Here is a 26,072-nt window from a genome sequence, read left to right as displayed (position 1 = left end):
GCCGCCGTCCCCGCCGCGTAGAACCATCTTCAACACGCCGTCATCAACGGCGCAAGGTGGGTTCGCGGAACGTTTACGTTCCAGATGCACGCGGCCAAGCCATTGCTGGCGCACAACCTGCTGCAAAGCGTGCGCCTGCTGGCTGACGGCATGCGCAGCTTCGAGGAACACTGTGTGCGCGGCATGGAACCCGATCGCGATCGCATCGCGGCGACGCTGTCACCGGCGATGCTGCAGGCCACGCTGTTGGCCAAGCACATCGGGCACGAGGAGGCGGCGGTGCTGTACCGCGAGGCCCAGGCCTCGGGGCGGCCCTTGCGGCACATCGTGCTCGAGCGCCAGATCGCCAGCGCCGAGCAGTTCGATGCCTGGGTGAAGTGAGCCGGCTCAGACCTTCTCGACGACCACCGCGATGCCCTGGCCCACGCCAATGCACATCGTGCACAGCGCGTAGCGACCGCCCGTGGCGTGCAGGCGGTTCACTGCCGTGGTGACCAGGCGCGCGCCGCTGGCACCCAGCGGGTGGCCCAGGGCGATCGCGCCGCCCCAGGCGTTCACGCGCTCATCGTCGTCCTTCAGGCCCAGCATGCGCAACACCGCGATGCCCTGCGCTGCGAAGGCCTCGTTCAATTCGATCACGTCCATCTGCTCCAGCGTGAGGCCCGTGAGCGCCAGCACTTTCTGTGTGGCCGGTGCCGGGCCGATGCCCATGACGCGCGGCGCCACGCCGGCCGTGGCCATGCCGACCACGCGCGCCTTGGGTGTGAGCCCGTTCTTCGCCGCGCTCGCTTCGTCGGCCAGCAGCAGCGCGCAGGCGCCGTCGTTCACGCCGCTGGCGTTGCCGGCCGTCACGCTGCCCTCGGGCTTGACCACGCCCTTCAACTTGGCCAGTGCCTCCAGGCTGGTCTCGCGCGGGTGCTCGTCCTTGTCCACGACCACCGGGTCGCCCTTTTTCTGCGGGATGGTCACGGGCACGATCTCGCGCGCCAGGTGGCCGGCCTTCTGCGCGGCCACGGCCTTGAGCTGGCTGGCCAGCGCCATGCGGTCCTGCGCCTCGCGCTCGATCCTGTGGTCCACCGCCACGTTCTCCGCCGTCTCGGGCATGGAGTCCACGCCGTACTGGGCCTTCATCAGCTTGTTGACGAAGCGCCAGCCGATGGTGGTGTCGTACACCGCATTGGCGCGGCTGAAGGCGCTCTCGGCCTTGGGCATGACGAAGGGCGCGCGGCTCATGCTCTCCACGCCGCCGGCGATCATCAGGCCCGCCTCGCCGGCCTTGATGGCGCGCGCCGCGCTGCCCACGGCGTCCATGCCCGAGCCGCACAGGCGGTTGATCGTGGCGCCGGGCACGTCGATGGGCAGGCCCGCCAGCAGCGCGGCCATGCGCGCCACGTTGCGGTTGTCCTCGCCGGCCTGGTTGGCGCAGCCGTAGAGCACGTCCACCACGGCGGCCCAGTCCACGTTCGGGTTGCGCTCCATCAGGGCCTTGATGGGGATGGCGGCGAGGTCGTCGGTGCGCACGCTGGACAGCGCGCCACCGTAGCGGCCGAAGGGGGTGCGGATGGCGTCGCAGATGAAGGCTTGGCGGTTGGTCATGGGTTCTCCGGAAAAGGTTATTCGTTCAGGCGGGCGTTGCCGGGGCAGCGATCGGCAGGCCCACGAGGCGCTGCAGTTCTTCGAGCGACAGGCCATCGACCGCGTCGATCAGCCGCAGGCCTTGCGGCGTGCATTCGAGTGTGGCCAGGTCGCTGTAGATGCGCTTGACGCAGCCGATGCCGGTGAGCGGGTAGCTGCACTGTTGCACCACCTTGCTCGCGCCCTGCTTGGTCAGCAGGTCCATCATCACCCAGGTCTGCTTGGCGCCGATGGCCAGGTCCATCGCCCCGCCCACGGCCGGGATGCTGCCGGGCTCGCCCGTGCTCCAGTTGGCCAGGTCGCCCGTGGCCGAGACCTGGAAGGCCCCGAGCACGCAGATGTCCAGGTGGCCACCGCGCATCATGGCGAAGCTGTCGGCGTGGTGGAAGAAGGCGCCGCCGGGCAACAGCGTCACGGGCTGCTTGCCGGCGTTGATGAGGTCGTAGTCTTCCTGCCCCGCGGCGGGCGCGGGGCCCATGCCCAGGATGCCGTTCTCACTGTGCAGGATCACCTCGATGCCCGGCGGCAGGTGGTTGGCCACCAGCGTGGGCTGGCCGATGCCGAGGTTGACGTAGGCGCCGTCGTGGATGTCTTGCGCGACGCGTTTGGCGAGTTCGTCTTTGGTTCGTCTTGAATAGCTCATGCGGCCTCCTTGAAGCCACCCGCCTGCGTCGCCACACGCGCGATCTTCACCACCGCGCTCACGTGAATGCCCGGCGTGACGATGGTCTCCGGGTCCAGCGTGCCGAGCTCGGCGATGTCGAACACGCTGGCTATGGTGCGCTTCGCGGCCGTGGCCATCACCGGGCCGAAGTTGCGCGCGGCCTTGCGATAGACCAGGTTGCCCCAGCGGTCGCCGCGCTCGGCCTTGATGAGCGCCACGTCGCCGTAAATGGGGTACTCCAGCACATAGGGCCGGCCGTCGATGACCCGCGTCTCCTTGGGCGAGCCGTCGGCGTTCTTTGCCAGATCGGTGCCATAGCCCGTGGGCGTGAAGAAGGCGCCGATGCCCGCGCCCGCGGCGCGCAACCGCTCCGCCAGGTTGCCCTGTGGCACCAGTTCCAGCTCGATCTTCTTCTCGCGGTACAGGCCGTCGAACACGTGGCTGTCGGCCTGGCGCGGAAAGCTGCAGATGATCTTGCGCACGCGCCCCGTCTTGAGCAGCGCGGCCAGGCCGTGGTCGCCGTTGCCGGCGTTGTTGTTCACCACGGTCAACTCGCGCGCGCCCTGTTCGATCAGGCCGTCGATGAGTTCGTTGGGAATGCCGGCGGTGCCGAAGCCGCCGATGAGCACGGTGGCGCCGTCGCGCACGCCGTGCAGGGCCTCGGCCACCGAAGTGGCGATCTTGTTGATCACGGGGGTTGTCTCCAGGCGGAAAGGGCAGGGGAGCTTGCTGCGTCGATCGGCAAATGTTCTAATGACGAACAATTGTTCGATTGACGAATCATTCTAGTCTCCCACCCAAGACCATGGCAACCCACGCCCGTCGCGCACCCGACGCGCCCACACCCGGCGACGGCTACGTGCAGTCCTTCGCGCGCGGGCTGGAGGTGATCCGTTCCTTCAGCGCCGAGGCGAGCGAGCAGACCCTGTCCGAGGTGGCCGCGCGCAGCGGCCTCACGCGCGCGGGGGCGCGGCGCATCCTGCTCACGCTGCAGACGCTGGGCTATGTGGAGGGCGACGGCAAGCTCTACCGGCTCACGCCGCGCATCCTGGACCTGGGTTTTGCCTACCTCACGTCCATGCCGATCTGGAACCTGGCCGAGCCGGTGATGGAGCGCCTGGCCGACGCGGTGGGCGAGTCGTGTTCAGCGGCGGTGCTGGACGGCACGGACATCGTCTACGTGCTGCGCGTGCACACGCACAAGATCGTGTCGCTGAACCTGAACGTGGGCACGCGGCTGCCGGCGTACTGCACCTCGCTGGGGCGGGTGCTGTTGTCGGGGCTGGACGATGCCGAGGTGAAGGCGCGCTTGAAGGCGAGCGGCTTGCGCGCGAACACGCGCCACACGGCCACGGAGCCGGCCGAAATCCTGGCGCGTGTGCAGCAGGTGCGGCGGCAGGGGTGGGCGCTGGTGAACCAGGAACTGGAGGAGGGCCTGATCTCCATCGCCGCGCCGGTGCGCAACCGATCGGGGGCCGTGATCGCGGCGCTGAACGTGTCGGGGCAGGCGAACCGCACCTCGGCGACGGTGATGAAGGAGCAGTTGCTGCCGAAGCTGCGGGCGGCGGCTGACGAGGTGTCTTCCTTGCTGCTGCGGGCGGGGCGGGGGTAGGTTTTGTGCCTGCTTGGCTGGCGGGCCGAGGGCTTGGGCTGTGCCGCTGGGGGCTTCAAATGCGCAGCCCTTCGCTGCGCGAAGGGTCCCCTGCGGTGCTCGGGCAGCCGGCCCGCGGCATAACTCACTGCGCGCGTTTCGCGCGCTCCGTTCAAACAGATGCCGCAAATCAGTTCACGAAGCGCGCTGCGCGCGCGGGCCGGCCACCCTGCGCTCCTCGGCAGCGCATAGGCGCCCCCAGCGGCACAGCCCAAGCCCTCGGCCAGCGGAGGATGGGTTAGCGCGGTGGCGTGCCGATCAGGCGATTGAAGGGCCGGTTTTTGTCGACGAGGATTGCGCTTTACGGCCAACTGCGATCCTTGCGTGACCTGTGAAGCAGTCGTTCAACGTTCGATTTGAGCGGCTGATGGAGATGTTAGGCGCCTTGCGTCTCGAACAACCTCGGATTACCTTTGCACAGTTCCACAACATGGTTGACGAACGGATCGACCTCCTTGCCGACATAGTCACCTAGATGTGAGAACTTGACGAAGTCGATTAGGTAAAAGCCGTTCACTGTGCCGGATTCCATATGACGTACAAAACTCACTCGGCCCAGGGTTTTTGGCTCCAGTGGCTTGACCGAAACATCGAGCGCAAGAAGGCCATCGCGCAGTACGACCATTGGGAAGAAGAGCCAAACGTACCTCCAGCCCGGACCAGCAACGCGCGTGAGCGTATCCCGTCGTTGATGCTCAAAGGCTTTGGCAAGCGGTAGAACCAGAGCGTCGTAGATCCCCTCGTGGTTGGCGGTCCATTCACTCCCCTTTCGGACAATCTTAGAAAACTGTGTCGCCTTCAACGTCTCGCTGTAGTAGTAGTGCTCGCGACGGAGGTCAAGATGAATGAAAGGCGGAACCTCCTGGTATGAGTTTGGCCTTATTTGCTTCCGGAAGTGCTTGACTGGGAAGAGATACTCCTTTGGAGCGGCGTGCTGCAGTTCGCGCTCGTTCTTGGGCCGCTGCAAAAAGACCATCGGGTTCTCATATGCCTTGCACTCAATCAGAAGCTCAATGAACACTGAAAGCTTGTTGCTTTCGTCGTGGAACACGCGCTTGATACCCCGAACATCGAGTTCGCGCGACTTCTCAAGTTCGGGATCACGGAAGGCCCAGCCGGTATCTACATGGAAGCCCAGGGCCTCTATCTGATCGGCAACTTCTTGCTCGAATAGGTATCCGGACTGTTGAAGGGCAGAGAGGATATGGGCTTCGTTGGGTTGGGGCATCGTAGGTATAGAGCATGGGGCAAATCGGCCGCGCGGTCTTTGCGCGGCTGGAGAAGCAGTCAGTACGTTCGAGTTCAGCAAGCAATGACTTTGGGGCGCCAGGGGGTTGCCGTTGGCGCACTGTTTAAGCGAGGGTCAGGCGTCACTGGGTGACAACGGAATGAAAACCCCCGCATGGCGGTCTACGTTGTAGGCGAGGCCACCGCCATGCTTGTAGTCCTCGGTGTGCGATCGGAGCTCTTCAGAATCTGATTCGAAAAGGGTGAACCTATAGCGCCGTCCAAACACTGGCTTGCTTGAATCGGCATCTATGCGTAAGTCGAGCGTGTACTCGCCCGGCAGGAACACGAAGAGCCGATCAAACATTTCCATGAACGGGGCAACGTTCTCGGGTTCGGCTACGACGAGCTCCTTATCGCATTCTTCGCGAGCTGCTAGCTTGCGACGGATATCGGATCGTAAGATGGATTCGCGCTCTCTGTAGAGCTTCTCGGTGTTCCTGTCGAAGACGCGAAGGAAGTTGGAACCGTGCGCCCACGTTTCTGAAGGCCGCAGCGTGAAGGGAACGAAGAGCACCGCGGAAGAAGAGCTCGGCGTTTCGAAGAAGTTGAAGATTGGATAGGTTCCGAGCACTTGACCGTCGCGGCTTAGCGAGACACTCATAGTGCGCACTCTGATGTCGCGGCCACCTATGTTGCGGATACCCACGTACATTCCAAAATTTGGATTCCCAACTTTGTGAGTAAGCTGGACTCGGCTATGGACCTCGACCTCTAGCCGTGTCGGGCGAAACCAAAGCTTAATTGGAGGTAGTTGAGTAAGGACTAGTGCCAGTAAGGCGACTACGGCCGACCAGAACTGCCAGTCGAGATTGAGCGGGACTTGCGCGGTGGACATATTGAATCGTGTGTGACGCCTGACGTTTGGGCTGAGCCGACCGTGGAGGCAAGGCGCCTTGGGGCAGGCCGGCGACCATAGTACTGGGCCCGAGACTGCTAGGGTGGCATGCCGGAGCGGGTCGGCGCGAACAAGGGGTAGGTGTCACTTGAGTGACGCCAAGCAGGTGGAGGCCCACACGCGCCGTCATTCGTTCACAGTGCGCGTGCTATGGGCGGGCACGGGCAATTGCACGGCGTATGAGTTGCTTGGCCATTCAGGTGTGGCAGCCACCATGCTTTACACCCATGTTCTGAAGGTAGTAGTGGGTGGACGGCCTTCCCGCTGGAGACCATAGCCCTTTGGCTCCGAGAGGCTACTTTGCAGGTCGCGCGAAGGACTTCGACGGGCCCCAGGCGGGTGCTGGAGTAGCACAGCCCTTCCAACTCTTCAGCTTGTTGGCACTCCCACCCGTTCGCCGTCAGGGGAGGGGCTGTGTGCGGGACGGCGCCTGTGCAGTGCCGAGAAGCGCAGGGTGTGCGGCCCGCGCGCGCAGCGCGCTTCGTGAACTGACTTGCGGCATCTGTTTGAGCGGAATGCGCGAAGCGCATGCAGCGAGTTATGCCGCAGGGCCGCGCACCCGAGCATCGCAGGGGACCCCTCGCGCAGCGAGGGGCGCTGCAGTGAAGCCGTCCCGCACACAGCCCCTCCCCTGACACCCGCCAACCCGGCGGCGAACAAGCGCAACAAACAATCAAGCCACCAACACCCGCCGAGGCGCCTGCCCGAACTGCTTCGCGAACATCTTCCCGAACGCCGACGCACTCGCGTAACCCAGCTCGTCCGCCAGCTGCCCGATGTTCATCCCCTGATCGCTCAGCGCAAACGCCCGCATCAGCCGCGCCTGCTGGCGCCAACGGTGCAGGCTCAGCCCCGTCTCCTGCGGAAACAGCCGGATCACGCTGCGCTCGGACAAGCCCACCCGATGCCCCAACTCGGCGATCGAATCGGCGTTGCCCGGGTCCTCGATCAACAACTGACACAGCCGCGCCAGGCGCTTGTCCGCCGGCAGCTTCAAGGACAACGGCCGCGGCTCCAGCCGGCCCACCTCGTCCACGATCAGGTCCATCAGGCGCGCGTCCGCGCTGTCCGGCGCGTAACGCGGCGCAATCGTCATCGCGCGCAAGATCAGCTCGCGCAGCAGCGGCGTGATCGCCAGTACCTGGCAGCCGCGCCCCTGGCCCGTCACCGTGCCGGGCTGAAAGTACAGCGTGCGCATCTCCACCTCGGTGTCCATGTGGATCTGGTGCACCGCCTGCGCGGGCATCCACATGCCGTGGCTCGGCGGAATCGTCCAGATGAAGCCGTTGGCGCGGATCGTCATCACGCCGCTGATGGCATAGATGAGCTGGTCGCGCGCGTGCAGGTGCGGCGCGATCTGCGTGCCCGCCGGGTCGGAACGCGCCAGCGCGGCCACCGGGCGCGGCACCCGGTTCGCGGCCTGCGCGGCGGCGCTGGGGCCGCGCTGCAGCAGGTTGGCATGGCTTGGCGGTTTTGGACGCATTCCTGGCGGTCTTGAATTTTGCGCACAGAGCTTAACCGCCGATGATCGCCCCCATGCACAACAAGTCCACCCAGACCCTGCTCAACATCGGCCACGCGCTGGACCACATGATGCTGCTGATCTTCGCCACCGCGGTCACCAGCATCGCCAACGACTTCGGCCTCGCGCGCTGGGAAGACCTCATGCCCTACGGCGTGGCGGCCTTCTTCTTCTTCGGCATCGGCTCGCTGCCCGCGGGCAAGCTGGGCGACCTCTGGGGGCGCCGCCCCATGATGCTGGTGTTCTTCTTCGGCATGGGAGTGGCCTCGCTGCTGGTGGCGGCCACCAACACGCCGATGCAGATGGCGCTGGCGCTGGCGCTGCTGGGCGCCTTCTCCTCCATCTACCACCCGGTCGGCATTCCCATGCTGGTGCAGGGCGCGCTGCGCCCGGGCTGGACGATCGGCGTCAACGGCCTCGTCGGCAACCTCGGTGTGGCCTTCGCCGCGGTGCTCACGGGTTTTCTCGTCAAGTACGCGGGCTGGCGCATGGCCTTCGTGGTGCCGGGGCTGATCTGCCTGGCCTGCGGCGTGGCCTTTGCGCTGTACGGCACGCGCGAAAGCGCGGCGCCCGCCAAAAAGAAGGCCAGCGGGCACCCGCCCTCGGGCATGCCGCTGGCGCGCCTCTTCCTCATCATGACCATGGCGGCCACCAGCGGCGGCCTGCTGTTCAACCTGTCCACCAACGCCAACTTCGAGCTGCTGACCGACCGCCTGCGCGAGGTCTCGCAAGACCCGGCGCGCATCGGCACCCTGCTGGCCCTGGTGTACACGGTGGCCTCGGTCACGCAACTGGTGGTGGGCTACCTCATCGACCGGCACTCGCTCAAGCGCCTCTACATCGGCGTCATCACCCTGCAGGCGCTGCTGCTGGCGCTGGCCACCACGCTCGACGGCTGGTCCTTCCTCTTCATCCAGCTGCTGTTCATGGCGGCCATCTTCGGCGCCATCCCCTTCACCGACGCGATGATCGTGCGCTTCGTCGACGACGGCATGCGCTCGCGCGTGGCCGGCATGCGGCTGGCGGTGTCGCTGGGCGCCAGTTCGGTGGCGGTGTGGGCGATCGGGCCGGTGGTCAAGGCGGCCGGCTTCACGGCCCTGCTGGGCGTGATGGCGGTGACGTCGGTGGTGACCTTGCTGGTGCTGACGCAGTTGCCGCGCACGCCCGCGCCCGTGCCGGCTGCGGCGGCCTGAGCCCCAGGTCCGCTAAAACGCCAGATGCCGTGAGCCCGGCTCCACCCAGGCCACGGCCGCCAGCGCCTCGCTGTCCACGTCCAGGCTGATCACGGTCACCTCGCAGGTCTGACCCGACACGGGCAGGGTGGTGGTGCGCCGCTCGGGCGTGGTGCCGGCCTCGAACAGCCCGGGCTCGATCGACAGCCCGCTGCCCACCGCCTTCAGCACGGCTTCCTTGCGCGTCCAGCAGCGCAGAAAGGCGCGCAGCCGCCCGGCCTCGGGCAGGGCCAGCAGCTCGCGGCACTCGGTGGCGGTGAAATTGCGCTCGGCCAGGGCCATCAGGTCGTCCATCTCGCGCGGGACCTCGATGTCCACGCCGATCGGCGCCGCCCCGCCAATGCCGATCAGCGCCCAGCGGCCGCTGTGGCTCATGTTGAAGGCCGGGGCTTGCGGCAGGTCCAGGCGCGGCTTGTCGTACGGGCCGGCGCTGAAACGCAGGGCCGGTGCCGGCACGCCCGTGCGCCCCGCCAACAGATGGCGCAGGGCGGTGTGGCTGGCGCGGTGGCGGTGGGCGTCGCGCTCGAAGTGGAAACGTGCGGCGCGCTCGCGCTCGGCGGCGTCCAGCCAGTCGCCGGGCGCCGGGGCCTCGCGCTCGCGCGCCTCGGCCAGCAGGTCCACCCGCCACAGTTCGATGCCGGGTGCCTGAATCGCCGCGAGTTGATCAATCCGCATGTTCGTTACACGCCGATGCGTGAATATTTACTACCTATTCGGGCCGGGCGCCCGTCTAATCGCCTGCCGGGTCTTCCGCACATCCAGTACGGGGTATATGTGACCCAGGTCATTTGACCATTTCTTCCTTCGTAGCATCCTCTGGGCAAATGCCTCCTACCCGTATGGGAGTGAATGTGATGAATGGCACTGGAAACGGGTCTGGCGGAGGGGTTTGGAGGGAAACATTCGGTAACATGGGGTCGGAAAAAACCGATACGTAAACGCTACTTCGGGGGCAGGCGCGCCAACGCGGGCGGGCCAGAGGAATCCATCATGCAATGCAAGGTCGCACCGGCCATCGAACGTCAGGAAACCAGCCGCCGGGGTGCCCGATGAACAGCCCGTGGCTTCAACGTTTCGTGCCCCGTCCCGGCGCGCGGCTGCGCCTGTTCTGTTTCGCGCACGCCGGCGGCAGCGCGGGCGTGTACCGGCCCTGGTGCAACGCGCTGCCCGACGCGGTGGAACTCGTGGCCATCCAGTTGCCCGCGCGGGCCAACCGCCTGAAGGACCCGGTCATCACCCGGATGGACCACATCGTCGACGGCGTGGTCGATGCCCTGCGGCCCCACCTGGACCTGCCCTACGCCCTGTTCGGCCACAGCATGGGCGCCGTGCTGGCCAATGAGGTGGCGCGCGCCCTCAACCACGAAGGCGCGCCCATGCCCCGGCACCTGTTCGTCTCGGGCCGGCGCCCGCCGCACTGGCCCAACCCCGATCCGCTGCTGCACGTGCTGTCCGACGCCGACTTCGTGGCCGAGATCCAGCGCCGCTACGGCGGCATCCCGCCCGAGGTGGCCGAGCACGAGGAGCTGATGGCCATGCTGCTGCCCTCGTTGCGCGGCGACATCCACGCACTGGAAACGCACACCCCGCCGGCCGGGCGCACGCCGCTGGCCTGCCCGCTGTCGGTGTTCGGCGGCTCGCACGACCCGCTCACCCCGCGCGAACACCTGGAGGGCTGGCGCGGCGAGTCCACCGGCCCCTTCCACCTGCGCGTGCTGCCGGGCGACCACTTTTACCTGAACGCCCAACGCGACGCGCTGCTGGCCGAGGTGTCGGCCAGCCTGGCGCCGCTGCTGGCGAAGGCGGTGGCGTGAACTCCAATCCGCCGACGCCCGTCGCCATCGTCGGCATCGGCTGCCGCTTTCCCGGCGGCGTGACCGGGCCCGCCAGCTTCTGGAAGCTGCTGGCCGAAGGCGGCGACGCCATCACCGAAATCCCGGCCGACCGCATCGACCTGGGTCACTACTACGACCCGCGCCCCGCCACGCCGGGCCGCATGGCCACGCGCTGGGGCGGCTTCGTCGATGGCCTCGACCGGTTCGATGCCGAGTTCTTCGGCGTGTCGCCGCGCGAGGCCGAGCGCATGGACCCGCAGCAGCGCCTGCTGCTGGAATGCGCCTGGGAAGGCCTGGAGGACGCCGGCATCGACCCCACGCGGCTCGATGGCTCCAACACCGCCGTGTTCGTGGGCCAGTGGGTGAGCGATTTCGAATCGCGCCTGTTCGCCGACCCGGAGAACATCGATTTCCTGATGACCACCGGCAGCGGGCGCTACGCGCTGGCGGGCCGGCTGTCCTACCTGCTGGGTTTGCGCGGGCCCAGCCTGTCGCTGGACTCGGCCTGCTCGTCCTCGCTGGCGGCGGTGCACCTGGCGGCGCGCGCCATCCAGAACGGCGAGAGCGATCTCGCCATCGCCGGCGGGGTGAACCTGATCCTGCAGCCGCACATCAGCATCGCGTATTCGCAGAGCCGCATGATGGCGCCCGACGGCCGCTGCAAGTTCGGCGACGCCGACGGCGACGGCTATGTGCGCAGCGAAGGCGCGGGGCTGGTGGTGCTCAAGCCGCTGGCGCGTGCCCAGGCCGACGGCGACCGCATCTACGCGGTGCTGCGCGGCAGCGCCGTCAACAACGACGGCCGCAGCAGCGGCGTGATGGGCCGCCCCAGCCGCATCGGCCACGAGGAGATGCTGCGCACGGCCTACCGCGACGCGGGCGTGACGCCGTCGCAGGTGTCGTACGTGGAAGCGCACGGCACCGGCACGCGCGCGGGCGATCCGGTCGAGATCGATGCGTTGGCCAAGGTGCTGGGCGAGGGACGCGAAGCGGGCTCGGTGTGCCTCATGGGCTCGGTCAAGACCAACATCGGCCACACCGAAGGCGCGGCCGGCGTGGCCGGGCTCATCAAGGCCTGCCTGGCGCTGCACCACCAGCGCATTCCGGCCAGCCTGCATTGCAAGACGCTGAACCCGGCGGTGGCCTGGTCGTCCATGCCCATGGCCATCGCGCGCGAGGCCCGGGCCTGGCCGCGCGGCACCGCGCCGCGCTTTGCGGGCGTCAACTCCTTCGGCATCGGCGGCACCAACGCACACGCGGTGCTGGAAGAAGCGCCGCAGGCCCGGCCGGGTGCGTCCGCCTCCGCGACGGCGCCCGTGCGATCGACCGCGCTGCTGGTGCTCTCGGCCCGTGCCGAGCCGGCGCTGCGCGCGCTGGCGGCGCGCTACGCCGATCGCCTTGAATCCGCGCGTGACGATGAGGTCGCGGCCCTCTGCTGGAACGCCGCCACGCGCCGCGCCGCGCTGGAATACCGCGCGGCCTTCGTGGCCGGTGGCCGCAAGCAACTCATCGAGGCCCTGCGCGGTTACGCCGCCGGCGAATCGCCCACCGCCGAAGGCCGCGTGCGTGAGCCCGGCCGGCCGCCGCGCACCGCCTTCGTCATGCCGGGGCAGGGCGCGCAATGGCGCGGCATGGCGCGCGACCTGTTGCGCGACGAGCCAGTGTTTCGCGAGACCTTCGAACGCTGCGACGCCGCCGCGCGTCGCGGGCTCGACGTATCGCTGATCGAGCAACTGCACGCCGAGCCCGGCGCTGCGGGCGAGCGCTTCGATCACATCGACGTGGTGCAACCGCTGCTGGTGGCGCTGGCCCTGGCCTACGCGGCCTGGTGGCAATCCATCGGCGTGCGCCCCGACGCGGTGGTGGGCCACAGCATGGGCGAGGTGGCTGCGGCCTGCGTGGCCGGCGCTCTCTCGCTGGACGACGCCATGCGGGTCATCTGCCGCCGCAGCCAGCTCATGAAAACCACCAGCGGCCAGGGCGCGATGGCGATGGTGGACCTGTCGATGGACGAGGCGCAGGCGCGCATCGCCGGTCGCGAGGACCGGCTGGCCGTGGCCGTGAGCAACAGCCCGCGCTCCAGCGTGGTCTCGGGCGAGCCCGCCGCTGTGCAGGCGCTGATGGACGAATTGCAAGGCGAGGGCGTGTTCTGCCGCCTCGTCAAGGTGGACGTGGCCTCGCACAGCCCGCAGATGCAGCCGCTGGCCGACACGCTCGGCGCCGAGCTGGCGGACCTGCAGCCCGCCGAAGCCGTCGTGCCCCTGTACTCCACCGTGCTCGCGCGCCGCGCCGACGGTGGCGAGCTCGGCGCCACCTACTGGGCCGCCAACCTGCGTCAGCCGGTGCGCTTCGCGCAGACGCTCACGCGCGCACTGGAAGACGGCATCGGCGCCGTGATCGAACTCGGCCCGCACCCCGTGTTGCTGCCCGCGATGCAGCAGACCGCACAGGCCGCTGGCCGAGAGTTGCAGGCCATCGCCTGCGGCCAGCGGGATGAAGCGGGCGCCACCGGCCTGCTGACGGCCGTGGGCGCGCTGTGGTCCGCTGGCCACGCCATCGATTGGGCGCGGCTGCTGCCCGCCACGCCGCCGACCGCATTGCCGACTTACCCCTGGCAGCGTGAACGGCACTGGATCGACGCCGCCCTGCGCCCGGCCTCGCCGGGGCGCGAACGCGTGAAGCGCCAGCGCCCCGACGACGAATCGCTGGGCTGGTTGCACGCGCTGCGCTGGCAGGCGCTGGACGCGCCCGCGCCGCCCGCGTCGCCTGCCGGGCCCTGGCTGGTGGTGGGTGATGAGCCCGCGGACGCCAACGCGGTGGCGCAGGCGCTGCGGGCACAGGGCGCCACCGCCGCGTCCGCTGGTAGCGACGATTGGACCGCAGGCCTGGCCAACGCCCGCCAAGTGCTCTGGCTCGCGCCCGACACGGAAGAAGCCGCCTGGTTGCCGGTGCAAGCACTGCAGGCCCTGTTGAAGGCCGGCAGCCCCGCGCGCCTGTGGTTCGCCACGCGCGGCGCGCAGGCGGTGAACGCCGGCGAACGCGTCGCCGTGATGCCGGCCGCGCTGTGGGGCAGCGCGCGCGTGCTGGCCGAGGAACACCCCGAGCGCTGGGGCGGGCTGGTCGATCGCGACCCCGCCGCCGGCGACGATGCCGCCGCGCTGGCCCACCACCTGCTCGCCGCCGACGGCGAAGACCAGGCCGCGCTGCGCGGGGGCTACCGCTTCGTGGCGCGTCTGCGCGCGCTCGAGCCGGCCCCCACGCAGACCTCCGCGCCTTGGCGCGCCGACGCCAGCGTGCTCATCACCGGCGGCCTGGGCGGCATCGGCCTGCAACTCGCTGCCGACCTGGTGCGCCAGGGCGCGCGCCGCCTCATCCTCATGGGCCGCACGGCCCTGCCGCCGCGCGCCACCTGGGCCGCGCTGGACGCCGACAGCCCTTCCGGGCGCCGCGTGGCCGCCGTGCGCGCCCTCGAAGCGATGGGTGCGAGCGTGCACCTGGCGGCGGTGGACGTGGGCGACGAAGCCCAACTGCGCGCTTTCCTCGACGCCTACACCGCCGAAGGCTGGCCGCCGATCCGCGCCGTGGTGCACGCGGCCGGTGCGCTGGACAACCACCTCGCCAGCGCCATGAACCGCGCGGCTTTCGACGCCGCGCTGCAAGCCAAGCTGCACGGCGCGCGCCTGCTGGACCGTCTGCTGCCCGAACTCGATTGCTTCGTGTTGTTCTCGTCCACCGGCGCCTTCCTGGCGCAGGCGGGCCAGGCCAACTACGCCGCCGCCAACGCCGGCCTCGACGCCCTGGCCCTGGACCGCCGCGCGCGTGGCCTGCCGGCCATCAGCATCGCCTGGGGCGTGTGGGCCGACACCGGCCTGGTGCACGACGAGGCCGGCCAACGCAACGTCGCCGAAATGAACCGTCAGGGCATCGCGGCCTTCGTGCCCACGCGGGGCCTGGCGCTGTTCCACTCGCTGATCGCCAGCGACGAGGCCACGCCCATCGTGCTGCCGATCGACTGGGCGCGCTTCGCCCAGGCCCGCGCGGGCCGCCGCCTGCCGCTGTTCGGTGAACTGCTGCCCAGCGCCGCCCCGCAGCCCGCCAGCGGCGAGTCGTTCGCCGAGGCCACCCCCGCCCAGCGCCGCCAGGCCCTGGAGGCCGTGGTGAAGGAGGCCGTGGGCAAGGTGCTCAAGGTGGCGCCCGCGCGGCTGGACCCGCGCAAGGCCCTGGGCGCCATGGGCCTCAATTCGCTGATGGCCATGGAACTGCGCAACCGGCTCGAGGCCGCGCTGGGCCGCTCGCTGTCGGCCACGCTGGCCTGGAACTACCCCACGGTGGAGGCCTTGTCCGCGCACCTGGCGGGCGACGAGCCCGCCGCGCCGAACGCGGTCACCGCCGAGCCGGGCGTTGCCACCCTGGAAGCCCCCGTGCTGCAGGTCGCGGGCCTGTCCGACGACGAGGCCGCGCTGGCCCTGCGCGGCAACCGCCGCCGAGGTGTGCGATGAGCGAGCCCACGCAGGAACTCTCCGCGCTCAAGCTCGCCCTGTTGGCCAAACAGGTGCGCGAACAGTCCGCGCACCTGCTGCGCGCCGACCCCATCGCCATCGTCGGCATGGCCTGCCGCCTGCCCGGCGGCGCCGATTCGCCCGAGGCCTTCTGGACCCTGCTCGCCGAAGGCCGCGACGCCACCACCGAGGTGCCCGCCGAGCGCTGGAACGCCGATGAGGTCTACAGCGCCGACACCTCGCTGCCCGGCAAGGCGTCCACACGCCGGGGCGGATTTCTCAAGGAACGCATCGACCAGTTCGACGCCGCCTACTTCCACATCCTTCCGCGCGAAGCCGCCAGCATGGACCCGCAGCAGCGCCTGCTGCTCGAAGTGGCGATCGAGGCCTTCGACGACGCCGGCCTGCCGCAGGAGCGCCTGCGCGGCAGCCGCACCGGCGTGTTCATCGCCAGCTACCACAACGACTACGCCCAGCTCCAGTACAACGACCCGCAGGCCATCGACGCGCGCACGCTCACCGGCACGCTGCACAGCGTGCTGGCCAACCGCCTCTCGTACGTGCTGGACCTGCGCGGCCCCAGCCTGTCCATCGACACCGCCTGCTCCTCATCGCTGGTGGCCACGCACCTGGCCTGCCAGAGCCTGCGCCACGGCGAGAGCGACGTCGCCATCGCGGGCGGCGTCTCGCTCATGCTCACGCCCGACCTCATGGTCTCGCTGTCCAAGGTGGGCTTCATGGCGCCGGACGGCCGCTGCAAGACCTTCGACGAACTGGCCGACGGCTTCGGCCGCGGCGAGGGCTGCGCCGTGGTGGTGCTCAAGCGCCTGTCCGACGCCGTGGCCGATGGCGACCGCGTGCTGGCCGTGGTGCGCGGATCGGCCGTGAACCAGGACGGCCACTCCACGCTGCTGGCCGCGCCCAACGGTCTGGCCCAGCAGGCCATGGTGCGCGAGGCCCTGGCCAATGCCCAGCTCGCGCCGCAGCGCATCGGCTACGTGGAAGCGCACGGCACCGGTACAGCACTGGGCGATCCGATCGAAGTGGAGGCGCTGGCCGCCACCGTGGGGCGTGCGTTCCCGGGTGCCGGCCCCTGCTACCTCGGCGCGGCCAAGGCCAACATCGGCCACCTCGAAGCGGGTGCTGGCGCGGCCGGCCTCATCAAGGCCGTGCTCAGCCTGCGGCATCAGGCCATCGCGCCACAGCCTAACTTCACGCGCCTGAGTCCGCACATCCGCTTCGAGGGCACGCGCCTGGCCGTGCCCACCGCGCTGACGCCCTGGCCGCGCGGCGCCGTGCCGCGCTGCGCGGCCATCAGCTCCTTCGGCGTGGGCGGCACCAACGCGCACGTCATCGTGGAAGAAGCGCCCGCGCTGCCGGCCGAGGAGGCCGCCGCCGCCGAGGGCGCGTCGCAACTGCTGCCGCTGTCCGCGCGTTCGCCCGAGGCACTGCGCGCGCTCGCCGCGCGCTGGGTGGACTTTCTGGCTGAGGCGCGCGAGCCCTTGGGCGACGTGCTCTTCACCGCCGCCGAGCGCCGCACGCACCACGACGTTCGCCTGGCCGTGGTGGGCCGCAACACCGACGAACTGCGCGCGCGCCTGAACGACTTCCTCCAGGGCCAGGACTCGCCCGCCGTGGCCACGGGCCAGCGCTCGGCCACCGCGCTGCCGCGCGTGGGCTTCGTGTTCAGTGGACAAGGCCCCCAGTGGTTCGCCATGGGGCGCGAACTGCTGGCCGACGAACCCGTGTTCCGTGAGGTGGTGGAGCAATGCGACGCGCTGCTGCGTCCGCTCTCGGGCTGGTCGCTGCTGGAACAACTGGGCGCCGACGAAGCGGCTTCGCGCCTGAACGACACCGAGGTCGCGCAGCCCGCGCTGTTCGCGCTGCAGGTGGCGCTGGCCGCGCTCTGGAAGTCCTGGGGCGTGGTGCCCGACGCCGTGGTCGGCCACAGCGTGGGCGAGATCGCCGCGCTGCACGTGGCCGGCGCGCTGAACCTGCCCGACGCCGTCCGCGTGGTCTGGCACCGGGGCCGCCTGATGCAGCAGGCCACCGGCCTGGGCCGCATGGCCGCCGTGGGCCTGAGCGAGGAAGAGGCCATCGAGCTGCTGCGCCCGCTGGGCGATCGGCTCTCGCTCGCGGCGCTCAATGGCCCGCGCAGCGTGGTGCTCTCGGGCGACGAGGCGGCCTTGAATCAGGTGATCGACGCCTTGAGCGCGCGCGGCGTGAGCCACCGCCTGCTGCCCGTGCAATACGCCTTCCACAGCGCGCAGATGACGCCGTTCCAGCAGCGGCTGGACGCCGAACTCGCGGGCCTGCGCCTGGCCGCTCCCGCCGTGCCGGTGTTCTCCACCGTCACGGGTGGCGTGCTCGACGGCGCGCCCGATGCCGCGTACTTCGGCCGCAACGTGCGCCAGAGCGTGCGCTTTGCCCCCGCCATCGTGGCCATGGCCGATGAGGGCGTCGACACCTTCATCGAGATCGGCCCGCACCCCGTGCTGGCCGCGTCCATCGCCGAATGCCTGACGGGTCGCGACACCGCACCGCGTGTGCTCGCCTCGCTGCGGCGTGGCCGGCCCGAGCGCGAGACGCTGCTGCAGGCCGTGGCGGGTGTGTACGCGGCCGGTGTCACGCCCGCGTGGGACGGCCTGCAGCCCGAGGCGGGGCAGGTGGTGTCGCTGCCCGCCTACCCGTGGCAGCGCAAGCGCCACTGGATCCGCGCGCGTCCTGCCGCGACTGCGGTGGTGGGCATGGACAGCGGCCACGCGCTGCTGGGCCGGCGCCTGCCGCTCGCGGGCGAGCGCGTGCTGGTCTTCGAAGGCGATGCTGCGCAGGCCCAGGCCTGGCTCGTCGACCACCGCATCCAGGGCCGCCTGCTGATGCCCGCCGCCGCCGAGATGGACATGCTGGCCGCCGCGGCGCGCGCGCTGTTCCGGGTGGAGCGCGTGGCGCTGGAATCCTTCACCGTGCTGCGCCCCCTCTTGATCGCCGAAGGCGATGAACCCGCTACGCGCTGGCAGGTGGTGGCCACGCGCGGCGACGAGGGTGACGCCGAACTGGCGCTGCACGAGGCCTTGCCCGATGGTGGCTGGCGCGCCGTGGCCAGCGCGCTGGCGCGCACGCCTGACCTCAATGCAACGGCCGCAGCGCCGCGCGCCGACGCGCTCGCGTCGATCGACACCGACACGATCTACCGCCGCTTTGCCGAGGCCGGCGCGCCCTTCGGCCCCAGCTTCCAGGTGCTGCGCGAGGTGCGCGCGGGCCAGGCCGTGGCCGAGGCCTGGCTCGAGCTGCCCGATGCTCAGTCGCCGCAAGGCCATGGCCTGCACCCGCTGCTCATCGACGGTGCCCTGCAACTGTGCTCCGTGGCAGCCGGGCTCGGCGGCGAGCAGGCGCCCCGCCTGTTCCTGCCGCTGGGCGCCGACCGCATCGTCGCGGCCCCGTCGCTCGCCCGCCGCGTGCACGCGCGCGCCAGCGTGGCGCAGGGGCCGTCCTCGCTCTCGGCCACGGTGGTGCTGTCCCTGCCCGACGGCACCGAGCTGCTGCGCCTGGAGGGCATGCGCTTCGCGCCCGCCGACGCCGGCACCACGGCCCCCACCGAGGAACTGCTGTACCACGTGCACTGGCAGGCCTTGCCGGCCGCCGGGGCGCGCGAACCCGTTGCCGGCCGCTGGCTGCTGCTGGCCGACCGGGGCGGCGTGGGCGACGCCCTGGCCGCGCAACTCCAGCAGCAGGGCGCGCACGGCACCGTGCTGCGCGCGGGCGATGCGCTCGACGCGGTGGCCCAGGGGCCTTGGCGCGGCGTGGTGCACCTCTGGGGCCTGGACACGCCGTCGTTCGCCGATGCCGCCACGCCGGACCTCACCAGCGACGACTGGCCGGCCCTGGGCAGCGCGCTCGCACTCGCGCAGGCGCTCGTCGAGCAGCCCGCGCCGCTGTTCCTGGTGAGCCGGGGCGCGTGCGTGGTCGTCGGCGACGAAGACCCCGCTGCCCTGCAACCGCGCGCCGCCGGACTGGACGGCCTGGTGAGCGTCATCGAGCAGGAGCACCCCGAGCTGCGGGCGCGCGCGATCGACCTCGATCCCGCCGACAGCGCGGTGCAGCAGGCCGATCGCCTGCTCGCCGAACTGCTCGCGGGCGAGGGCGTGCCCTCGCGCCTGGCCCTGCGTGGCGCGCGGCGCTTCGCTCCGCAACTGCGTCGCCCCACCGCCGACGCGGCACGCCCCGGCGGCCCGCAAGGCTGGGCCGTGGCCCAGGCCGGCACGCTGGATGGTCTTCGCCTGCAGCCCGTGACCGCCGCGCCCCTGGGCGCCGGCAGCGTGCGCCTGCGTGTGCTCGCCGCCGGCCTCAACTTCCGCGACGTGCTGCTGAGCCTGGGCATGTACCAGGCCGAGGGCGTCCCGCTGGGTGCCGAGTGCGCAGGCGTGGTGATCGAGCGCGGCGACGGCGTGACGGACCTGAACGTGGGCGACGCCGTTTTCGGCTTCGCACCCGGCAGCCTGGGCGACGAGGTGGTGGTGCCCGCCGCTTTTCTGGCGCGTGTGCCCGCCGGCATGGACGCGGCCACGGCCGCCGGCCTGCCCGTGGCTTACCTCACCGCCATGTACGGCCTGCACCGCCTGGCGAACCTGCGCGCGGGCCAGCGCGTGCTCATCCATGCCGCGGCCGGTGGCGTGGGCCTGGCGGCGGTGCAACTGGCGCTGCGCGCGGGCGCCGAGGTGTTTGCCACCGCCGGCTCGCCTGACAAGCGCGCCTTGCTGCGCGGCCTGGGCGTGCAGCACGTGATGGACTCGCGCTCGCTGGCCTTCGCCGACGAGGTGCGCGCGCTCACGAACGGCGAGGGCGTGCACGTGGTGCTCAACTCCCTGGCCGGTGATTTCATCCCCGCCACGCTGGGCGTGCTGGGGCAGGGCGGCGTGTTCCTCGAACTCGGCAAGCGCGACATCATGAGCGCGGCCTCGGCCGCCGCCGCGCGCCCCGATGTGAAGTACCACGCCTACGACCTTGGCACCGAGGCCCTGGCCGACCACGGCCTGCTGCGCCCCTTCTACGACGAACTGCTCGCGGCCCTGGCCGACGGCAGCCTCAAACCCCTGCCCGTGCGCGAGTACCCCCTGCGCGCCGCGCCCGAGGCCATGCGCTTCATGGCGCAAGCGAAGCACGTGGGCAAGCTCGTGCTGCGCGCCGACACGGCGGCCACGGTGCGGGCCGACGCGAGCTACTGGATCACCGGCGGCCTTGGCGGACTGGGCCTGGAGACCGCGCGCTGGCTGGTGGCCGGTGGCGCGCGCCACCTGGTGCTAAGCGGGCGCCGCGCGCCCGACGAACACGCGCAATCGGTCATCGCCGAACTGCGCGCGCAAGGTGCGACGGTGCGGGCCGTGGAAGCCGACGCCGCCGATGGCGCGCGCATGCAGGCCGTGCTCGAGGAGATCACGCGTGACATGCCACCGTTGCGCGGCGTGGTGCACGCCGCCGGCGCGCTGGACGACGCCGTGCTGCAACGCCAGACCTGGCCGCGCGCGCAGGCCGTGCTGCGTGGCAAGGCGCAGGGTGCCTGGGTGCTGCACCACATCACGCGCGATCGGCCGCTGGACTTCTTCGTTCTCTACTCGGCCGCCGGCCTGTGGCTGGGCGCGGCGGGGCAGGGCCTGTACCCGGCCGCCAACGCCCGGCTCGACGCGCTGGCGCAGGCGCGCCGCCGCGCGGGCCTGCCCGCACTCAGCGTGGCCTGGGGTGCCTGGGGCGGCGTCGGCATGGCCGCGCGCGGCGCCGAACAAGGCCACGACGCCTGGGGCGCGCGCGGCCTGCGCCCGATCACCCCGGCCACCGGCTTCGCCGCGCTGGCGCGCGCCATGCGCGAGGACGCGGCGCACGCGCTGGTGCTGGCCATCGACTGGCCGCGCTTCCTGGCGCAGCGCCCGGGCGCGGCCGACAGCGAGCTGTTCCGCGCCGTCGCTGGCGGCGCAGGGCCGACGGCCACCGCCGCGAGCGCGCCCACGCCGGCCGCGCCCGGTGTGCGCCAGCGCCTGCAGGGCCTGCCCTCCGGCCAGCGCCGCGCGGCCCTGGTGGCCTACCTGGGCGAACGAACCCTTCAGGTGTTGGGCCTCGACGCCGATACGGCCCTCGACCCGCGCGCCGCGCTGAAAGACACCGGGCTCGATTCCCTCATGGCCGTGGAGCTGCGCAACGCGCTGGCCAAGGCCTTCGCGCAGCCGCTGCCCGCCACGCTGCTGTTCGACTACCCCACGCTGGACGCGCTGGCCGCGCACCTGCTGCGCGTGCTGGGCCTGGAGGAGCGCGCGGCGGCGCCCGCCCCTGCCACCCCGGCGCCCGCGATCGACGACATGGCCGACCTCAGCGATGAGGAAGCCGAAGCCCTGCTGTTGAGAGAGCTCGACGGCGGCACCCCGGAGACTTCATGACCGACCCCCGCGCCAACGAAGCGCTCACCCCCGTGAAGCGCGCCCTGCTGGAGATCCGCGATCTCAAGGCCCAGCTCGCGCGTGCGCAGGCGGAACAATCGGCTTTGCACGAGCCCATCGCCATCGTGGGCATGGGCCTGCGCCTGCCCGGCGGTGTGCGCGACGCCCAGGGCTTCGCCGAGTTGCTGTGGTCGGGCACCGACGCGATCAGCACCATTCCGGCCGACCGCTGGGACCTGGACAGCCTGCTGAGCGACGACCCCGACGCCCCCGGCAAGATGACCACGCGCCACGGCGGCTTCATCGACGGCGTGGACCGCTTCGACGCCGAGTTCTTCGGCATCTCGCCGCGCGAAGCGGCCAGCATGGACCCGCAGCAGCGCCTGATGCTGCAAGTGGCCTGGGAGGCCCTGGAAGACGCCGGCCACGCGGGCGCGGGCCTGGCGGGATCGAACACCGGCGTCTACCTCGGCGTCAGCAACAACGACTACGGCCGCGCGCTGTTCGCGCACCGCGATGAGATCGACGCGTACTTCGCCACCGGCAACGCCTACAGCGTGGTGGCGGGGCGCCTGTCCTACGTGCTGGGCTTGCAGGGCCCGGCGGTGGTGGTGGACACGGCCTGCTCGTCCTCGCTGGTGGCGCTGCACCAGGCCTGCCAGGGCCTGCGCCTGGGTGAGTGCGACATGGCCTTGGCGGGCGCGGTGAACCTGATCCTCACGCCCGAGATGAACATCAACTTCTCGCGCGCGCGCATGATGGCCGCCGACGGCCGTTGCAAGACCTTCGACGCCGCCGCCGACGGCTACGTGCGCGGCGAAGGCTGCGCCGTGCTGGTGCTCAAGCGGCTGAGCGACGCGCGCGCCGACGGCGACCGCGTGCTCGCGCTCATCCGCGGCAGCGCCATCAACCAGGACGGCCGCAGCGGCGGCCTGACCGCGCCCAACGGCCCCGCGCAGGAGGCGGTGATCCGCGCCGCGCTGGCCGCCGCGCGCGTGAGCGGCGCGGCCATCGGCTACGTGGAGGCGCACGGCACCGGCACGCCGCTGGGCGACCCGATCGAGGTGCAGGCCCTGGGCGCGGTGCTCGGCGAGGGGCGCGATGCGGCGCACCCGCTGCCCATCGGCTCCGTCAAGACCAACATCGGCCACCTCGAAGCCGCCGCCGGCCTGGCCGGTGTCATCAAGACCGTGCTGGCCCTGCAGCGCGGCGAGATCCCGCCGCACCTGCATTTCTCGCAGGGCAACCCGCACATCGACTGGGCCGCGCTGCCCGTGACCGTGCCCACGCGCACCACGCCATGGCCCGCGGTGGAAGGGCGCCGCCTCGCGGGCGTCAGTTCCTTCGGCTTCAGCGGCACCAACGCGCACGTGGTGCTGGAAGGTGCGGCCGAGGTGGCCACAGCGGCCGATGCTCCACCGACCGAGCGCCCGCTGCACCTGCTCGCGCTCTCGGCGCGCGACGGCGCGGCGCTGCAGGCACTCGCGCACAGCGCCGACGAAGCGCTCGCCGTCGCCCAGGCGCCGCTGGCCGACCTGTGCTTCACCGCCAACGCCGGCCGCGCGCACTTCAGTCACCGCCTGGTGGCCCTTGGCGCGAGCGCCGACGAACTGCGCCGCTCGCTCGCCGGGGCACAGACCGCCGTGGTGGAGGGCGCCCGGCGTCCGAAGATTGCCTTCCTGTTCACCGGCCAGGGCGCGCAGCACGCCGGCATGGGGCGCGCGCTGTACGACAGCGCGCCCGTGTTCCGCCAGGCGCTGGACGCCTGCGCCGACGCCGCCACGCGCGTGGCGCCGCACCTGGACCGCGGCCTGCTGGAGATGATGTTCAGCGAGCCCTCGGATGACTCGCCCGTCAATCACACCCTGTGGGCGCAGCCGCTGACCTTCTCCATCGAAGTCGCGCTGGCCGCGCTGTGGCGTTCCTGGGGCGTGGAGCCCGAGGCCGTGATGGGCCACAGCCTGGGCGAGTACGCCGCGGCCTGCGTGGCCGGCGTGCTGAGCCTGGACGACGCGCTGCGTCTCGTCGCGGAACGCGGCCGACTCACGCACGCGCTGCCGGCCAACGGTGGCATGGCGGCGGTGTTCGCGCCCGAATCGGTGGTGAAAGAAGCCTTTGCGCGCGGCGGCCCGTCACTCTCCATCGCGGCCCACAACGGCCCCGAGCACCTGGTGCTCAGCGGCCTGCGCAGCGAACTCGAGGCCGCGCTCGCGCCATTGGAAGCGCGGGGCGTGCGCATCAAGTGGCTGCGCGTGCCGCACGCCGCGCACTCGCCCTGCATCGAGCCCGTGCTGCCCGAGTTCGCGCGCGCTCTGCAGGGCGTGGCGCACGCGGCGCCGCGGATCGCGCTGGTCTCCAACCTCACCGGGCAGTTCGAGGGTGTGGAAGAACTCGGTCGCCCCGGGTACTGGCCCGAGCACATGCGCCAGCCGGTGCGCTTCGCCCAATCGCTGCGCCTGCTGCTGGAGCAGGGCTTCACGCACTTCATCGAGATCGGCCCACACCCCGTGTTGCTGGGCATGGGCGCCGAATGCGCCGCCGCACTGCCTGAAGCGGCGGGGGTGGAATGGCTGCCCTCGCTGCACCGCGAGCGCGCCGACTGGACGGATCTGCTGGAGAGCCTGCGAAGCCTCTACCTGGCCGGTGCCGAGATCGATTGGGCCGGGCTGGACGCGGGCCCGGACAAGGGCGTGAAACGCCAGCGCCAGGCCTGGCCGACCTACCCCTTCCGCGAGCGCCGCCACTGGATGGACGTGGTGGGCCAGCCCCCTGCCGCACCCGCCAACGCCGCGCAGCGCTGGGCCGGGCTGCAAGCCGCCATGGACCGCCAGGCCGAGCGCGGCCCGCTGGACCTGAACGCCCCGTCGTACCCCGCCAAGTGGGCCTGCCTGGAAGAACTCACCGTGGCGCACGCCGCGCTCACGCTGCGCGACGCGGGCCTCTTCCACGTGGCGGGTGAACGCCACACGCTCGCGCAGGTGCTGAAGGCGGGCGGCATCGCGCCCACCTACGGCCACCTGGTGCAGCGCTGGCTGGAGCGCCTGGCGCAGCGCGGCGCGCTGGCGCAGGACGGCGAAGCCTTCACCGCCCCCGCGCCGCTGCCCGCGCCCGACATGGCCGCGCTGTGGTCGCGCGCCGAGGCGCTGTTCACCGACAACCAGCCCCTGCTGGCCTACGTGCGCCACTGCGGCCAACTGGTGAGCGCCGTGCTGCGCGGCACCGAGAGCCCGCTGGAGACGCTGTTCCCCGGGGGCTCCTTCGACCTCGCCGAGGGCCTGTACGAGCGCTCGGCCACCATGCGCTACGTCAACGGTCTGGCGGCCTCGGCCATGGCCGAACTCGCGCGCCACGCCACGCCCGCTCGGCCGCTGCGCGTGCTGGAGCTCGGCGCGGGCACCGGCGGCACCACCAGCTCGCTGCTGCCCGTTCTGCCGGCACAAGCCACGCGCTACCACTTCACCGACGTGTCCGACGTGTTCCTCGACCGCGCGCGTGAACACTTCGCGGCCTGGCCGCACATGAGCTTCGGCCTGCTCGACATGGACCGCGACCCGGCCGGGCAGGGCGTGGCGCCGGGCGGCTTTGACGTGATCGTCTCCGCCAACGCCGTGCACGCCAGCAAAGACCTGCGCCTGACCCTGCAGCGCCTGCGCGAACTGCTCGCGCCCGGCGGCGCGCTGGTGCTGGTGGAGTCCACCGTGCACATGGCCTGGTTCGACATGACCACCGGCCTCATCGAGGGCTGGCAGCACTTCGCCGACGACCTGCGCACCGACAACCCCTTGCTCGCTCCGCCGGTGTGGCTGCAGGCCTTGCGCGAGGCCGGCTTCGAAGCGGCCGACGCCTGGCCACGCGCCGGCTCGACCGCGTCGGAACTCGGCCAGCACGTGATCGTGGCGCGGGTGGCCGGCGAGGCCTCGGGCGCGATCGAAGCCGACACGCCGCGCGATGCCCCGGCCGTCGCCGCCGCCCCCGGGAAAACCGCCGCGCGCGAGCAGACCGAGGCCCTGCTGCGCCGCGTGCGCGAGGCCCTGCCCGGCGAGCGCGTGGACGTCCTGCGTGAATTCGTGCGCGATCGGGTCGTCCGTGTGCTGCGCCTGGACGCGAATACCCCTCCGGGCAGGCACGATCGGCTGATGGACCTCGGTTTCGATTCCCTCATGGCCGTGCAGCTGCGCAACCAGCTCGGCACCGGCCTGGGGCTGGACAAGCCGCTGCCCGCGACGCTGATGTTCGACCACCCCACCATCGACGCGCTGGCCACGCACCTGCTGGGCCGCGTGATGCCGGCCGAGGCGAGCGCGCCCGTGGCCGCGTCGGTGGCCACGAGCGCCGCACCCGCCGCATTGGGCGAGGCCGCCGTGGCCGCCATGAGCGACGAAGAGATCGAAGCGCTGCTGCTCGCGCGCCTGGACAAGCCATAAGCC

At 71.0% G+C, this 26,072-nt stretch carries 14 protein-coding genes; 7 read left to right on the top strand and 7 right to left on the bottom strand.

The features are described 5' to 3' along the window. The first annotated feature begins 84 nt into the window (after positions 1-84). Positions 85-381: a hypothetical protein gene (locus BN948_RS07705; protein ID WP_035621002.1), complete on the top strand. Its 297-nt coding sequence runs from the start codon at positions 85-87 to the stop codon at positions 379-381. Positions 382-387: 6 nt separating this feature from the next. Here BN948_RS07705 and pcaF read toward each other — a convergent pair whose 3' ends face one another. From pcaF to BN948_RS07690, 3 genes are read right to left on the bottom strand one after another with little or no spacing between them, the layout of a single operon-like run. Further along, positions 388-1,596, bottom strand: a complete 1,209-nt coding sequence (gene pcaF, locus BN948_RS07700; RefSeq protein ID WP_009518871.1) for a 3-oxoadipyl-CoA thiolase — start codon at positions 1,594-1,596, stop codon at positions 388-390. Positions 1,597-1,621: 25 nt separating this feature from the next. Further along, on the bottom strand, positions 1,622-2,278 hold the full coding sequence (locus tag BN948_RS07695; protein WP_009518872.1) for a 3-oxoacid CoA-transferase subunit B: 657 nt from the start codon (positions 2,276-2,278) through the stop codon (positions 1,622-1,624). Beyond that, positions 2,275-2,991: a 3-oxoacid CoA-transferase subunit A gene (locus BN948_RS07690; protein WP_009518873.1), complete on the bottom strand. Its 717-nt coding sequence runs from the start codon at positions 2,989-2,991 to the stop codon at positions 2,275-2,277. Before BN948_RS07690 ends, BN948_RS07695 begins: the two co-directional genes overlap by 4 nt. A gap of 113 nt (positions 2,992-3,104) precedes the next feature. On the opposite strand from BN948_RS07690, the gene BN948_RS07685 reads away from it, so the two are divergent. Further along, positions 3,105-3,911 (top strand): IclR family transcriptional regulator domain-containing protein, encoded by an 807-nt coding sequence (locus tag BN948_RS07685; RefSeq protein ID WP_009518874.1) that lies wholly within the window; start codon positions 3,105-3,107, stop codon positions 3,909-3,911. Positions 3,912-4,326: 415 nt separating this feature from the next. Here BN948_RS07685 and BN948_RS07680 read toward each other — a convergent pair whose 3' ends face one another. The 3 genes from BN948_RS07680 to BN948_RS07670 all read right to left on the bottom strand — a co-directional run bounded on the left by BN948_RS07680 (position 4,327) and on the right by BN948_RS07670 (position 7,618). Further along, complete coding sequence (locus tag BN948_RS07680) at positions 4,327-5,178, bottom strand: hypothetical protein (protein ID WP_009518875.1); 852 nt, start codon at positions 5,176-5,178, stop codon at positions 4,327-4,329. A gap of 135 nt (positions 5,179-5,313) precedes the next feature. Beyond that, positions 5,314-5,892 carry a hypothetical protein gene (locus BN948_RS07675; RefSeq protein ID WP_009518876.1) on the bottom strand — a complete coding sequence of 193 codons (579 nt, stop codon included), beginning with the start codon at positions 5,890-5,892 and terminating at the stop codon, positions 5,314-5,316. Positions 5,893-6,808: 916 nt separating this feature from the next. Continuing rightward, positions 6,809-7,618, bottom strand: coding sequence for an AraC family transcriptional regulator (locus BN948_RS07670; RefSeq protein ID WP_009517184.1), 810 nt, complete (start codon positions 7,616-7,618; stop codon positions 6,809-6,811). Between the two features lie 53 nt (positions 7,619-7,671). Between BN948_RS07670 and BN948_RS07665 the strand changes: the two genes are divergently transcribed. Further along, positions 7,672-8,850, top strand: a complete 1,179-nt coding sequence (locus tag BN948_RS07665) for an MFS transporter (protein ID WP_236953929.1) — start codon at positions 7,672-7,674, stop codon at positions 8,848-8,850. 12 nt (positions 8,851-8,862) lie between these two features. On the opposite strand, the gene BN948_RS07660 is transcribed toward BN948_RS07665, so the two are convergent. After that, positions 8,863-9,564, bottom strand: coding sequence for a 4'-phosphopantetheinyl transferase family protein (locus tag BN948_RS07660; RefSeq protein ID WP_009517182.1), 702 nt, complete (start codon positions 9,562-9,564; stop codon positions 8,863-8,865). 374 nt (positions 9,565-9,938) lie between these two features. On the opposite strand from BN948_RS07660, the gene BN948_RS07655 reads away from it, so the two are divergent. The 4 genes from BN948_RS07655 to BN948_RS25545 are packed head-to-tail and all read left to right on the top strand — an operon-like array spanning position 9,939 to position 26,069. Beyond that, a complete protein-coding gene (locus BN948_RS07655; RefSeq protein ID WP_009517181.1) occupies positions 9,939-10,703 on the top strand; it encodes a thioesterase II family protein in 765 nt (254 codons plus the stop codon). Beyond that, on the top strand, positions 10,700-15,223 hold the full coding sequence (locus tag BN948_RS07650) for a type I polyketide synthase (protein ID WP_009517180.1): 4,524 nt from the start codon (positions 10,700-10,702) through the stop codon (positions 15,221-15,223). The genes BN948_RS07655 and BN948_RS07650 overlap by 4 nt, the downstream gene beginning before the upstream one ends. Beyond that, positions 15,220-21,645 carry a type I polyketide synthase gene (locus tag BN948_RS07645; RefSeq protein WP_009517179.1) on the top strand — a complete coding sequence of 2,142 codons (6,426 nt, stop codon included), beginning with the start codon at positions 15,220-15,222 and terminating at the stop codon, positions 21,643-21,645. Before BN948_RS07650 ends, BN948_RS07645 begins: the two co-directional genes overlap by 4 nt. After that, entirely contained in the window at positions 21,642-26,069 is a 4,428-nt protein-coding gene (locus tag BN948_RS25545; protein WP_009517178.1) for a type I polyketide synthase, read from the top strand. The genes BN948_RS07645 and BN948_RS25545 overlap by 4 nt, the downstream gene beginning before the upstream one ends. The last annotated feature ends 3 nt before the right edge of the window (positions 26,070-26,072 follow it).

It is taken from the genome of Hydrogenophaga intermedia (assembly GCF_000723405.1).
Lineage (GTDB): Bacteria > Pseudomonadota > Gammaproteobacteria > Burkholderiales > Burkholderiaceae_C > Hydrogenophaga > Hydrogenophaga intermedia.
Note: the sequence above shows the minus strand (reverse complement) of the source record. Positions and strands in the feature narration are given on the sequence as shown.